The sequence below is a fragment of the Streptomyces sp. NPDC001407 genome, from assembly GCF_042895325.1.
Classification (GTDB): Bacteria; Actinomycetota; Actinomycetes; order Streptomycetales; family Streptomycetaceae; genus Streptomyces.
On sequence record NZ_JBIAWF010000008.1, the window covers coordinates 38,296 to 51,391 of the forward strand.

At 71.4% G+C, this 13,096-nt stretch carries 12 protein-coding genes; 3 read left to right on the top strand and 9 right to left on the bottom strand.

Translation table 11 applies throughout. From position 1 onward, the window contains the following. The first annotated feature begins 96 nt into the window (after nt 1-96). A complete protein-coding gene (locus tag ACFY1P_RS13695) occupies nt 97-1,548 on the top strand; it encodes an MFS transporter (RefSeq protein WP_390750700.1) in 1,452 nt (483 codons plus the stop codon). 291 nt (nt 1,549-1,839) lie between these two features. Here the strand turns inward: ACFY1P_RS13695 and ACFY1P_RS13700 are convergent, their stop codons facing one another. From ACFY1P_RS13700 to ACFY1P_RS13715, 4 genes are all read right to left on the bottom strand, one after another. Continuing rightward, complete coding sequence (locus tag ACFY1P_RS13700; RefSeq protein WP_361534477.1) at nt 1,840-3,153, bottom strand: hemolysin family protein; 1,314 nt, start codon at nt 3,151-3,153, stop codon at nt 1,840-1,842. Further along, the gene (ybeY, locus tag ACFY1P_RS13705) at nt 3,150-3,647 is read right to left on the bottom strand and encodes an rRNA maturation RNase YbeY (protein WP_361534474.1); all 498 of its coding nucleotides are present in this window, start codon (nt 3,645-3,647) and stop codon (nt 3,150-3,152) included. Before ybeY ends, ACFY1P_RS13700 begins: the two co-directional genes overlap by 4 nt. A 13-nt stretch (nt 3,648-3,660) precedes the next feature. Next, nucleotides 3,661-4,653 carry a PhoH family protein gene (locus ACFY1P_RS13710; protein WP_361534471.1) on the bottom strand — a complete coding sequence of 331 codons (993 nt, stop codon included), beginning with the start codon at nt 4,651-4,653 and terminating at the stop codon, nt 3,661-3,663. A 100-nt stretch (nt 4,654-4,753) separates the two neighbouring features. Beyond that, nucleotides 4,754-5,926: a carbohydrate kinase family protein gene (locus tag ACFY1P_RS13715; protein WP_390750701.1), complete on the bottom strand. Its 1,173-nt coding sequence runs from the start codon at nt 5,924-5,926 to the stop codon at nt 4,754-4,756. Nucleotides 5,927-5,996: 70 nt separating this feature from the next. Between ACFY1P_RS13715 and ACFY1P_RS13720 the strand changes: the two genes are divergently transcribed. Continuing rightward, a complete protein-coding gene (locus ACFY1P_RS13720; protein ID WP_361534465.1) occupies nt 5,997-7,376 on the top strand; it encodes a 6-phospho-beta-glucosidase in 1,380 nt (459 codons plus the stop codon). Nucleotides 7,377-7,520: 144 nt separating this feature from the next. After that, on the top strand, nt 7,521-8,321 hold the full coding sequence (locus tag ACFY1P_RS13725; protein WP_390750702.1) for an HAD family acid phosphatase: 801 nt from the start codon (nt 7,521-7,523) through the stop codon (nt 8,319-8,321). Between the two features lie 276 nt (nt 8,322-8,597). Here the strand turns inward: ACFY1P_RS13725 and ACFY1P_RS13730 are convergent, their stop codons facing one another. From ACFY1P_RS13730 to ACFY1P_RS13750, 5 genes are all read right to left on the bottom strand, one after another. Continuing rightward, complete coding sequence (locus tag ACFY1P_RS13730; RefSeq protein ID WP_361522766.1) at nt 8,598-9,506, bottom strand: ribonuclease Z; 909 nt, start codon at nt 9,504-9,506, stop codon at nt 8,598-8,600. A gap of 15 nt (nt 9,507-9,521) precedes the next feature. Continuing rightward, nucleotides 9,522-9,881, bottom strand: a complete 360-nt coding sequence (locus tag ACFY1P_RS13735) for a histidine triad nucleotide-binding protein (RefSeq protein WP_361522769.1) — start codon at nt 9,879-9,881, stop codon at nt 9,522-9,524. Between the two features lie 42 nt (nt 9,882-9,923). Next, entirely contained in the window at nt 9,924-11,015 is a 1,092-nt protein-coding gene (locus ACFY1P_RS13740; RefSeq protein ID WP_390750703.1) for a tetratricopeptide repeat protein, read from the bottom strand. Continuing rightward, nucleotides 11,012-12,277 carry an ATP-binding protein gene (locus ACFY1P_RS13745; RefSeq protein WP_361522774.1) on the bottom strand — a complete coding sequence of 422 codons (1,266 nt, stop codon included), beginning with the start codon at nt 12,275-12,277 and terminating at the stop codon, nt 11,012-11,014. Before ACFY1P_RS13745 ends, ACFY1P_RS13740 begins: the two co-directional genes overlap by 4 nt. Nucleotides 12,278-12,514: 237 nt before the next feature. Beyond that, nucleotides 12,515-13,003, bottom strand: coding sequence for a hypothetical protein (locus ACFY1P_RS13750; RefSeq protein ID WP_390750704.1), 489 nt, complete (start codon nt 13,001-13,003; stop codon nt 12,515-12,517). Between the last annotated feature and the right edge of the window lie 93 nt (nt 13,004-13,096).

Below are 13,096 nucleotides of genomic sequence, written 5' to 3' on the forward strand. Positions count from 1 at the left end.
ACCCGGCTGTCAACGGCTCCCCCTCGCCTGGTGGTACGGGCACCACCATAAGCACAGTCTCCCCACGGGTATTCCGGACGCCGGAGGGTGTTGCCCATGGCGATCGACACCTCCCCTTCCCTGACCACCGCTCCGCCACCGGCGGCCGACCGCATGACCACCCGCGCGAAGATGATCCTGCTGGTGCTGTGCGCCGCGCAGTTCATCATCGCGCTCGACTTCTCCATCCTGAACGTGGCGCTGCCCGTCCTCGGCGACGACCTGGGCATGGGGCAGGCCGATCTCCAGTGGGCGGTCACCGCGTGCGCGCTGCCCGCGGGCGGCTTCCTGCTGCTCTTCGGCCGGATCGCCGACCGCTACGGGCGGCGCAGGCTGTTCCTGACCGGGCTCGCGCTCTTCACCGCGGCCTCCGTGCTCGCCGCGTTCGCCTGGAACCCGGCGGTCTTCCTCCTCGGGCGCGCCTTCCAGGGGCTGGGCTCGGCCGTCATCGTGCCGACCGGCATGTCCCTGCTGACCACCACCTTCGCCGAGGGTCCGCAGCGCGAGAAGGCGCTCGGCATCAGCGGCACCCTGCTCTCCCTCGGCTACACCATCGGCATGGTGCTCGGCGGCGTGATGACGGACTCCCTGGGCTGGCGCTCCACGATGGGCCTGCTGGGCGTGGCCGGCATCGGCATCCTGGCCGTCGCCCCCGGTCTGCTGACCGAGTCCAGGCACCCGCGGCGGCCGCGCGTCGACATCCCGGGCGCGGTGACCGTGACCGGCGGTCTGCTCGCGTTGATCTACGCCCTGTCGACCGCCGCGCAGCGCGGCTTCGGCGGCATCGACGTGATCGCCGCCCTGATCGCCGGGATCGCCCTGCTCGTCGCCTTCGTGGCCGTGGAGTCGCGGGCCGCGGAGCCGCTGGTGTCGCTGCCGATGCTGCGCCGGCGGACGGTCGCCTGGGGGAACCTGGGCGGGCTGGCCACCTTCTCGCTGATGAGCGCGGTCATCTTCCTGCTCACCCTCTACCTCCAGGAGGTCCTGGAGCTCTCGCCCTTCCGCACGGGCCTGGTCTTCGGCGTGCAGGGCGTCTTCGCGGCCCTCGCCGGGATGACCGCCCCGAAGGTCATCGCCCGCCTGGGTGCCCGCAACACGCTGGTGACGGGCCTGGTCATCCAGGCGGTCTTCACCGCCACCCTGCTGGGCCTGGGCCTCGGACAGGCGGGCGCGTGGCTGGCGCTGGCCGGGGTGACGCTCGCCTGCATCGGCCATCTGTGGGCGATCGTGGCCTACGGCGTCACCGCGACGTCGGGCCTGCCGGACACCGAACAGGGCCTGGCGACGGGCCTGGTCACCAGCTCCCAGCAGGTGGGCCTCACCCTGGGCATCCCGCTGCTCAGCGCCCTGTCCTCGGCGCGGATCGCTTCGCTGCGGGACGGGGGAGCGTCCTTCGCGTCTTCGACGCTGGGGGGTATTCGGCTGGGGTTGGGGGCGGATGCGGTTGCTGTCGCGGTGGTCGCGATCTTGGTAGCGGTCGGTTTGCGACGGCGCCACGTCTCGTCCTGACGGACCACGCCTGCGGCGGGCTTGTTCCCCTACCCCGCCCCTTCCCGGCTGCATCTGATGTGCGGCTCCGCCGCGTGGGGGGCGCTGCCCCAGACCCCGAACCTCAGGTCCGTTGCCGCCTGCGGCGGGAGCGGCCTGCGGCCGCGTCCTCAAACGCCGGACGGGCTGGATTTCCAGCCCGTCCGGCGTTTGAGGACAGCGCGCGTCAGCGCGGTCAGGGGGTCCGGGGTCTCCCCGGTTTCGGGAAGGGGCGGGGCTGGGGAAGAAAAGAAGCCCGCCGCAAGGCGACGATCAGCCCTCGCCCAGCGGCGAGCGCACCGGCTCCACCAGCACCGTCACAATCCGGTTCCGCCGCCCCGCCGCCGCCTCGGCGGTGAGACGCAGAGCCCGCATCCCCCCGGCCGCATCGGCGAGGCCGTAATCCGCCAGCCCCACCTCCGCCACCGCGCCGGCGATCGGCACGCGCCCCAGCGCCTTGGCCAGCAGCCCGCCCACCGTCTCGACGTCCTCGTCGTCCAGCGCCAAGCCATAGAGCTCGCCGAGGTCGCCGATGTCGAGGCGGGCGGTGACGCGGTAGCGGGCGTCGCCGAGTTCCTCGACGGGCGGCAGCTCGCGGTCGTACTCGTCGGTGATCTCGCCGACGATCTCCTCGAGGATGTCCTCGATGGTGACGATGCCGGCCGTGCCGCCGTACTCGTCGATGACGACCGCGCAGTGGTTGCGCTGCTGCTGCATCTCGCGCAGCAGGTCGCCGGCGTTCTTGGTGTCGGGGACGAAGACGGCGGGCCGCATCGCCGTCGAGACCAGCTCGGACTCCGCGTCGCGGCTGATGTGCGTCTTGCGGGCGAGGTCCTTGAGGTAGACGACACCGACGATGTCGTCCTCGCTCTCGCCGGTCACCGGTATCCGGGAGAAGCCGGAGCGCAGTGCCAGCGTCAGGGCCTGACGGATCGTCTTGCCGCGCTCGATGACGACGAGGTCGGTGCGGGGCACCATCACCTCGCGGACGAGGGTGTCGCCGAGCTCGAAGACGGAGTGCACCATGCGGCGCTCGTCGTCCTCGATGAGCGACTCCTTCTCCGCGAGGTCGACCATCGCCCGCAGCTCCGCCTCGGAGGCGAAGGGGCCCTTGCGGAAGCCCTTGCCGGGGGTGAAGGCGTTGCCGAGGAGGATCAGCAGCTGCGGCACCGGGCCCATGATCCGGGCGAGCGGCAGCAGGACGTACGCGGCGGCCGTGGCGGTGCCCAGCGGGTGCTGGGCACCGATGGTGCGCGGGGAGACGCCGACGGCCACATAGCTGACCAGCACCATCACCGCGATGGCGACGGTCAGCGCCTGCCAGGTGGCCTCGAACTCCCGCAGGCAGGCGTAGGTGACGACGACGCCCGCCGCCATCTCGCAGGCGACGCGCACCAGCAGCGCCACATTGAGATAGCGGGTGGGGTCGGCGGCCACCGCCATCAGCCGGGCGCTGCCGCGCCGCCCCGACCGTACGGCCTCCTCGGCCCGGAACCGGGTGGTCCGGGCGAGGCCGGCCTCGGCGCAGGCGGCGAGCCAGGCGACGACGAGCAGCAGGACCGCGACCGCGATCAGCCGGCCGGTCACGTGAACGTCGGAGCCGGGGAGGGCCCCTCGATCCCGCGCTCGGCACGCCAGCCGTCGATGATGGCGGCCTGGAGGCCGAACATCTCGGCCTTCTCCTCGGGCTCCTCGTGGTCGTAGCCGAGGAGGTGGAGCACGCCGTGGACGGTGAGCAGCTGGAGCTCCTCGTCCATGGAGTGGTTGGTCGGCGCCTCCTGGCCCTGCTTCCGCGCGACCTCCGGGCAGAGCACGATGTCGCCGAGCAGGCCCTGCGGGGGCTCGTCGTCGTCCTTGGCGGGCGGGCGCAGCTCGTCCATCGGGAAGGACATCACGTCGGTGGGGCCGGGGAGGTCCATCCACTGGATGTGGAGCTGCTCCATGGCTTCGGCGTCGACAACGATGACCGAGAGTTCGGAGAGCGGGTGGATGCGCATCCGGGCGAGGGCGTAGCGGGCGACATCGAGGACCGCCTGCTCGTCGATGTCCGTGCCGGATTCGTTGTTGACGTCGATTGCCATGGGTCTACGCGACTTACTTTCCGTTGCGGCTGTCGTACTGCTCGTACGCGTCGACAATACGGCCGACCAGCTTGTGCCGGACCACGTCGTTGCTGGTGAGCCGCGAGAAGTGGACGTCGTCCACGCCTTCGAGGATCTCCTGCACCTGACGCAGACCACTCTTGGTGCCGCCCGGCAGGTCGACCTGGGTGATGTCACCGGTGATGACGATCTTCGAGTCGAAGCCGAGGCGGGTGAGGAACATCTTCATCTGTTCGGGGCTGGTGTTCTGGGCCTCGTCCAGGATGATGAAGGCGTCATTCAAGGTACGGCCACGCATATATGCCAGCGGCGCCACCTCGATCGTGCCCGCCGCCATCAGGCGCGGGATCGAGTCGGGGTCGAGCATGTCGTGCAGCGCGTCGTAGAGCGGGCGCAGATACGGGTCGATCTTCTCGTAGAGCGTGCCGGGCAGGAAGCCGAGGCGCTCGCCGGCCTCGACGGCCGGGCGGGTCAGGATGATCCGGTTGACCTGCTTGGACTGCAGGGCCTGGACCGCCTTGGCCATGGCCAGATAGGTCTTTCCGGTGCCCGCGGGGCCGATGCCGAAGACGACCGTGTGCTTGTCGATGGCGTCGACATAGCGCTTCTGGTTGAGCGTCTTGGGGCGGATGGTGCGGCCCCGGCTGGAGAGGATGTTCTGCGTGAGGACCTCGGCGGGGGTCTCCCCCTGACCCTCTTCGTCCCGAAGCATGGCGATCGACCGTTCCACCGCGTCCTCCGTCATCGGCGCGCCCGTGCGGAGCACCAGCATCATCTCGTCGAACAGGCGCTGCACGAGGGCGACTTCGCGTGGCTCCCCGGTGGCGCTGACCTCGTTGCCCCGCACGTGTATGTCCGTGCCGGGGAAGGCCTTCTCGATCACGCGCAGGAGCGAGTCCCCGGAGCCCAGGACCGTCACCATGGGGTGCTTGGCCGGGACGGTGAACCGGGCGGTCGCCTGCGGCTGTGTGGGTGTCTGAGTCATGGGCCGGCTCTGGGGCCTGCTCATCCCTCTTTCCGTGTCCGTCTGGGTCTGTCTGCTGTGTCTTCAGGGTACGACGGGGGGCCGACAGGTCAGAGGGGATTTACGGCTGGCGGAAGCCCAGCGTGGGCACCGCCCGGCGCAGCGGCCAGGGCCGGGCGGCGGCGGGCAGGACGCCGTCGAGGAAGGCGTAGCGGCGCAGGGCGGCCGGGGGCTGGTCGTCGAAGGACCGGGCGTGCTTCCACCAGGCGGCGATCTCCGCCCAGCCGGGCGCGGACAGTGACCCTCCGAATTCCTGTACGGACAGGGCGGCGGTCAGGCCCGCGAAGGCGAGCCGGTCGGCGAGCGGCCAGCCCGCGAGGGTGCCGGTGACGAAGCCCGCGACGAAGACGTCGCCCGCGCCGGTGGGGTCGAGCGCCTCGACGGCGATGGCGGGCACCTCGGCGCTCTCGCCCGTGGCGCTGTCGACGGCGTAGGCGCCCTTCTCCCCCATGGTGACGACGGCGACCGGCACCTTCTCGGCCAGCGCGCGGGCGGCGGCGCGCGGGCAGTCCGTGCGGGTGTAGCGCATGGCCTCCTCGGCGTTGGGCAGGAACGCCTCGCAGTGCTCCAGGTCGGCGAGGTCGGCGGGGTCCCAGCGGCCGGTCTCGTCCCAGCCGACGTCGGCGAAGACCCGGCTGCCGCGACGGGCGGCGTGTCCGATCCACTCCTCCTGCCGGCCGGGCACCAGGAGGGCCACGGCGGCGCGGGCCGGGGGCGGGCACTCGGGGGCGGGCTCCTCGGGGGGCGGGGCCTCGTGGCCGTGGGAGACCATCGTCCGCTCGCCCTCGTAGGCCATGGAGACGGTGACCGGGGAGTGCCAGCCGGGCACCGTGCGGGAGAGGCCGAGGTCGATGCCCTCGCCGCGGGAGAGGGCCTCCCAGCAGTATTCGCCGTACATGTCGTCACCGAAGGCGGCGGCGAGCGAGGTGCGCAGGCCCAGCCGGGCGAGGGCGGTGGCCATGTTGGCGATGCCGCCGGGGCTCGACCCCATGCCGCGCGCCCAGGACTCGGTGCCGCGCACGGGGGCGGAGTCCAGGCCGGTGAAGATGATGTCGAGGAAGACCGTCCCGGTCAGATAGACGTCGGTCTCCGGATCGCCCTCGGCCCGCACTTCCGCGAGCGGATCGAGGACCGGCACGGCCGTTCCGGCCGGATCCTCCACGCACCCACCTCCCTGCAAGCGCTCGCCGGGGAAAGCCGACTGCGGTGCCGCATGAGGCGAAATGATCGTCATGCTCGCTCGCTGCTCCTCTCACGGGTGCGGGTCCGGACAGTCTGCCCGATGCTGCGATACGTTCCGTTCCATGAGGCTGACGATTCTCGGCGGTGGCGGTTTCCGAGTGCCCTTGGTGCACCGGGCCCTGTTGGACGACGCGCGGCGCGGCACTCCCGGCCGCTGCACGGAACTCGTGCTCTACGACACCGACTCCATGCGGCTGCGGGTGATCGCGTCCGTGCTTGCCGCGCAGGCGACGGACGTGCCGGACGCCCCGGTGGTGCGGATCGCCCGCGGCCTGGACGAGGCGCTGAGCGGTGCGGACTTCGTGTTCTCCGCGATCCGGGTGGGCGGCACCGCCGGACGCGTACGGGACGAGCGGATCGCCCTCGGCGAGGGCGTGCTGGGCCAGGAGACGGTGGGCGCGGGCGGCGTGCTCTACGGGCTGCGGACGATCCCCGTGGCCCTGCACATCGCCGAACGGGTGGCGGAGGTCGCCCCGGACGCGTGGGTCATCAACTTCACCAATCCGGCGGGCATGGTCACCCAGGCGATGGCACAGGTCCTCGGCGAACGGGTCATCGGGATCTGCGATTCACCCGTGGGGCTGGTGCGCCGCGCGGCGCGCGCCGCGGGCGTCGACCCCGACGGAGTGACGTTCGATTACGTGGGGCTCAACCACCTCGGCTGGCTGCGCTCGTTGAAGGTGAACGACAGGGATCTCCTCCCCGAACTCCTGGCGAACGAGACGGCCCTCGCCTCCTTCGAGGAGGGCAAGCTCTTCGGCCCCCAACTGCTCCAGGCCCTGGGCTCCCTGCCCAACGAATACCTGCACTATTACTACTTCCGCCGCGAGACCCTGCGTTCGGTCCTGGAGGCGGTCGAGACCCGCGGCGAGTTCCTCGACCAGCAGCAGGGCGGGTTCTTCGACGCGGCGGCCAAGTCACCCGACCAGGCGTACCGCCTGTGGGAGCGCACCCGGCTGCGCCGCGAGGAGACCTATATGGCCGAGAGCCGGGCCGCGAGCGGCGGCTGGCAGCGCGACTCGTGCGACCTGGAGGGCGGCGGCTACGACCAGGTGGCGCTCGCCCTGATGCGGGCGGTCTCCCGGGACGAGCGCACGCGCCTGATCCTCAACGTGCCCAACGGCACGACCGTTCCGGCGCTGGACCCCGACGCCATCGTCGAGACGGTCTGCGAGGTGGGCGCCGACGGCGCCAGACCGCTGCCGTGCGCCCCGCTGAGCGACGACCAACTCGGGCTGATGCTCCAGCTCAAGGCCGTCGAACGGGCAGCGATCGACGCGGCCGTACGGCACGACCGTACGGCCGCGCTGCGCGCCCTGGTGCTGCACCCGCTGGTCGACTCCCCGGCGGCCGCGGCGCGCATCCTGGACCGCGCGACGGAGAACGCGAAGGCGCACGGCTGGGGCCCGGAGGCCCTGCGGCAGGAGCCCACAGCGGTCTGAGCCGGCGGGTGCCGGGCCCCGCCCGGGACCCGCCGTCCGTGTCACGGATCTCCGCGCGTAGAAATGTCACGCCGTTTACCCTTGACCGAGAACCGCCAAACCTCTAGTTTCGCGCTGCACCCACCCTGCTCACCTGGAGTCTTCGTGCAGCCCTCCCTCACGTCCAAGCGCAAGCGCGTCCGCCTCGCCGCGGTCACCGCCGCCGTCGCCGTCGGCACCGGCCTCTACGCCGCGGGCGCGGCCACCGCCGACCACTCCGCTCCGCGCACGGACAAGGAGATCCCGAACCTCACCAAGGTCACCGACAAGATCAAGGCGTACTACGGCGACACCGTGGACAAGAAGGGCCAGCACTACGCCTCGCCCGACAGCAACTACGCCAAGCAGGTCGCGGACATCCAGAAGAAGGCCAAGGCCCAGCTGGAGCACGTCGTCAAGAACAAGTCCGGCAAGAAGGGCGCCAAGCCCGCCATCGTGCTGGACGTCGACGACACCACCCTGCTGACCTACAACTACGAGCTCCAGCAGGGCTTCAACTTCACGCCCGCCTCGCAGGACGCCTACCTCAAGTCCACGGACATGGCCCCCGTCTTCGGCATGCCGCAGCTCGTCAACTGGGCGCAGTCCAAGGGCATCACGGTCTTCTTCGTCACCGGCCGCGACGAGCACCAGCGCGACTGGAGCGTCCGCAACCTCAAGAACGCGGGCTACAAGGCCGCCGCCGATCCCGCGCACTTCTTCCTCAAGAACAAGAAGACGCCGCCGGCGTATCTGCCCTGCGGTTCCTCTTGCACGACGGTGCAGTACAAGTCGGGCACGCGCAAGCACATCGAGTCCGAGGGCTATGAGATCGTGGCCAACTTCGGCGATCAGTACAGCGACCTGTCGGGTGGCTACGCGAAGCGTACGTACAAGCTGCCGAACCCGATGTACTTCCTGCCGTAGCGGGGGGTTTGTTCCCCAGCCCCGCCCCTTCCCGAAACCTGGGAGACCCCGGACCCTCTTGACCGCGCTCCGCGCGGTGTCCTCAAACTCCCCCAGCTACCTCCCCCAGACTCCGTCCGGGGGCACCTCCCAGCGGTAGCTGGGGGAGTTTGAGGACGAGCGCCGCAGGCGCTGCGCTTCAGCCGACAGACCCGCACATCAGGGTCTGGGGCAGCGCCCCCCACGCGGCGGAGCCGCAGATTGGATGCAGCCGGGAAGGGGCGGGGCTGGGGAAAATCACACCCGCCGCGGCACAGCCACCCGCATAAGATCCCGCGCCACCGTAACCTCACCCGCGAACCCCGCCGCCCGAGCCTGCCGCTCGAAGACCGACGGGTCGTCATACCGCTGCGAGAAGTGCGTCAGCACAAGATGCCGCACCCCGGCCCCCGCGGCGACAGCCCCTGCCTGACCCGCCGTCAAGTGACCGTGGTCGACAGCCAGCGCGGCGTCCTCGTCCAGGAACGTCGACTCGATGACGAGCATGTCGCACCCCTCGGCCAGCGCGTACACGCCGTCGCACAGGCGCGTGTCCATCACGAACGCGAACCGCTGCCCGCGCCGCACCTCGCTCACCGCGTCCAGGGTGACCCCGCCGAGCTCGCCCTCGCGCTGGAGGCGGCCCACGTCGGGGCCGGTGATGCCGTGCGCGGCCAGGCGCTCGGGCAGTATCCGGCGGCCGTCGGGCTCGACGAGGCGGTAGCCGTAGGACTCGACGGGGTGCGAGAGGCGGCGGGCCTGAAGGACGTACGACGGCGTCTCGGCCAGCACCGCGCCCTCGCCGGACACCGGCTCCTGGTGCAGCTCCACCGTCTCGCGGTAGGCCGTGGCGTACCGCAGCCGGTCGAAGAAGCGCTGCCCGCTGCGCGGGTAGTGCGCGGTCACCGGGTGCGGCACGCGGTCGAGGTTGATGCGCTGGACGACCCCGGCGAGCCCGAGCGAGTGGTCGCCGTGGAAGTGCGTCACGCAGATCCGGTTGAGGTCGTGCGCGGCCACACCCGCCCGCAGCATCTGCCGCTGCGTCCCCTCGCCGGGGTCGAAGAGCAGGCCCTCGCCGTCCCAGCGCAGGACGTAGCCGTTGTGGTTCCGGTGCCGGGTGGGCACCTGACTGGCGGTGCCCAGGACGACGAGCTCGCGTACGGACAAGGGAGTCGCCCCGCTCTAGCCGGGAGGCCAGTTGAGGGAGCGGCCGCCGAGCACGTGGGCGTGGGCGTGGAAGACGGTCTGCCCCGCGCCCGCGCCGGTGTTGAAGACGATCCGGAAGCCCGTCTCCTTGATCCCGGTCATCGAGGCCACCTCCTCCGCCGCGCACAGTATGTCGGCGGCGACCTGCGGCTCCGCGGCGGCCAGGGAGGCGGCGTCGGGGTAGTGCACCTTGGGGATGACCAGGACGTGCGTGGGCGCCTGAGGGTTGATGTCCTGGAACGCGACCGTCGTGTCTGTCTCCCGGACGACGGTCGCCGGGACCTTCCCCGAGGCAATCTTGCAGAACAGGCAGTCGGCCTGCGGTTCTCCCGCCACCGGTGGCTCCTTGGGATCTCGACGGCTGATACCCAGCGGATATTACCTTCGCGCATTCCCCCGCTTCGTCCTGGCCGCGAAGGCCATGCACGCGCCGAGGCCGCCCAGCGCGCTGATGTTGAAAACGCCGAACAGCCACTGGGGATCCAGGCGGACCGTCAGAAGCAGGATCGAGATCAGGGTGCACCACGCCGCGCCCAGGGCGATCGCGCCGAGGGGCACGCTGCGGCGCGGCAGTTGCGTGACGAAACCGCGGAGGGGCGCCGGGATCTTGTACCGCACCCGGAGCAGGCAGCCGGTCCAGACCGCGGCCATCGCGGCGATCCCGGCGAGCCGGGCGGGCAGCGGAATGGCCGGGGGCAGATTGTGGCCGGGCTCCGACGTGTCGGTGACGATCATCGTGAAGATGGCGATGACGAAGCACGCGAGAGCGGGCCAGCAGGCGCGGCGCATCAGCTTGCCGGTGATGAACCGCAGGTTGTGGTGGGCGTACGAGGAGTTGGGGTCGGCGGCGAGGGCCGCCGAGATGTCGCCCAGGGCTTCGTAGAGGTCGGAGTGGGGGCGCTCGGCGGCCAGGGCGGCGAGGTTGTTGCGGGCGTCGCCGTTGCCGGGGTCGAAGGTGAGCACGTGGCGCATGGCCTGCTCGCAGATGTCCGTGCGGCCCATGGAGTACGCCGCCATGTAGAGCGCGAAGTGGGCGGAGACCAGCTCCGGGCTCAGCCGGATCGCCTCCAGGGCCGCCTCGTACGCCTCGCCGACCCCCTCGCCGCCCGGCAGCAGGCGCAGCGCCTTCGACAGCACCACCCGTGGAATGGGCTCCTGCGGGAGCATCCGGACGCCCTCGCGGGCGGCGTCCACCGCGTCGTACGCCATGCCGGCGGTCCGCAGGGCATCGCTCCGCCGCAGGTGGGCGTCCGCCTGCTCCGGGTCCGCCCGCAGGGACTCGTCGGCGGCCCGCAAGGCGCCTTGCCAGTCCCCGGCCTCGAACCGGCAGACGGCCAGGCGCTCCCAGGCCCGGGAGTCGTCCGGCTCCAGCGCCAGATGTCTTCCGAGCGTCTCCTCGGCCTGCTCGTAGCGGCCGACCTCCATGAGCGCCATGGCACGGTCCACCAGGCCGGGTGCGGTGGTGCTCACAGCATCTTCTTCCGCTTCAGGTACGCGAGCAGCTCGTCGTAGGCACCGCCCTCGTTCGCGAACTGCGCGACGTTGCGCGCCGAGGAGAACCACGGGCCGGTCGAGGGGCGTATGTGGTCGAGCGCGCCGAGCAGGTCGGCCATCTCGATCATGCGGGCCCGGCCGGTCCGTACGGAGTCCAGCAGCGCGCGCTCGGCCGCCGACTCGCACAGGTGCTGGAGGTCCGCGCCCGAGAAGCCGTCGGTCCGCTTGGCCAGCTTCGCCAGGTCGATGCCCGCGACGGGCCGGTCCTTGAGGTGGTGGTGGAGGATGCCCTCGCGGGCGGGCTGGTCGGGCGGCAGGACGAGCAGCATCCGGTCGAGCCGGCCCGGCCGGCGCAGCGCGGTGTCGACGTCCCACGGGTGGTTGGTGGCGGCGAGCACGAAGACGCCCTCGTTGGCGCTGCCGTTGACGCCGTCGAGCTCGGTGAGGAGCTGGTTGACGGTGTTGCGCATGCCCGTGTGCCGGACCTGGCTGCGCTTGGCGCCGAGTGCGTCGATCTCGTCCAGGAAGAGCACGCACGGGGAGTTGCGCCGGGCGGTCTCGAAGAGCTGGCGCAGATTGCGCTCGGAGCTGCCGATCCACATGTCGAGGACGTCGCTGATGCTGACGGACATGAAGCGGGCGCCGAGCTCGCCCGCCACGGCACGCGCGATGTACGTCTTGCCGCAGCCGGGCGGCCCGTACATCAGCAGGCCGCCGCGCAGGCTCTTGCCGTACAGCTTGCGCAGCTCGGGGTTGCGCATGGGCGCGAGGAAGGCCGCCTCCAGGCGCTCCTTGACCTCGTACATCCCGCCGACGTCCGCGAGCTTGACGCTGCCGGTCTCGACCTCCCACAGGGACCCGTCGTCCGCGTCGTCACCGTCGGCGGCGAGCGGCGGGTGCGGCACCTCCGCCGCCTCCTCCTCCCGCACGAAGGCGGGCGGCACGACGTCGGAGAGCTCGTTCTCGGCGCGCTTCCAGTCGTACGAGGTGGGGGCGGGCGCGTCGGGCACGGGCGCGGGGGCGGGCGCGGCAGCGGGGGGCGCGACGGCGCGGGCCATCAGCGCCTGCGCCTCGGTGTTACCGGGTTCGCGCTGCAATGCGGCGGCGACATGAGCGATGGCGTCCTGACCGAGTCCCGCGTCGAGCAGAAGCTGAGCGAGGTGCAGGCGCAGGGGCACGTCGTCGGGAGCGGCTTCGACCGCGGTACGCAGACTCATGATGAGCGGTGACTCGGACATGGCCCCAGGGTATGTCGAAGCGGTGGGGCCATTTTTCCGCGCCTGGTGGGTGCGCAATCCAGCCCGTTGGGGGCACCTCTGGGGGCACCCCCGGACGGAGTCTGGGGGAGGTAGCTGGGGGAGTTTGAGGACAACGCGCGAAGCGTGTTGCGGGGTCTGGGGCGGAGCCCCGGTTTCGGGAAGGGGCGGGGTGGGGGAACAAAGCGCCGCAGGCTCCAACGCACCCGCACCCGCACCCTACTTCCCCGGCACACCCGACGGCGTCGGCGGAGCCGACACCCCCCGCCCGGAGGGCGAGCAACTAGGCGACCCCGACCGCCCGACGGGAGGAGTCGGCCCACCGGCCCCACCGGAAGACGGCCCACCGGAAGACGCCCTGGAGCAATCCCCCAGCACCGACACCACGAACACCGTCCGCCCGTCCACCTTCGCCGTGATCCGCCCCTTCACACACGCCTGCCCGGAAATCCCCGTGATCCGCCCGAAAACGATGATCTTCCCCCCACCCCCGGTCCGCCCCTCGCAGTCGACCCCGACCGCCGACACCGGCCGGGGCGACCCCTTGTCCGTGACGCCCGCGTCCTCCGCCTTTCCGGCGCACGAGATCCAGCGCACGTCGTACCCTTCGCGCTTCAGCTCGTCCGTGGCCCGCTTGCCGGTGGTGACGGCGACGGTGATCGCGTCGAGGCCGCCGGCACCGGTCGGCTCGCAGCCGGTGAGAGCCACCAGTGCCGGTCCCAGGAGCGCCGCGACTCCCGCAGCGCACAGCGACCGCCGGCTCCGAATGCGCCTCAATGCACCCATAGAGGGCAGCTTCCC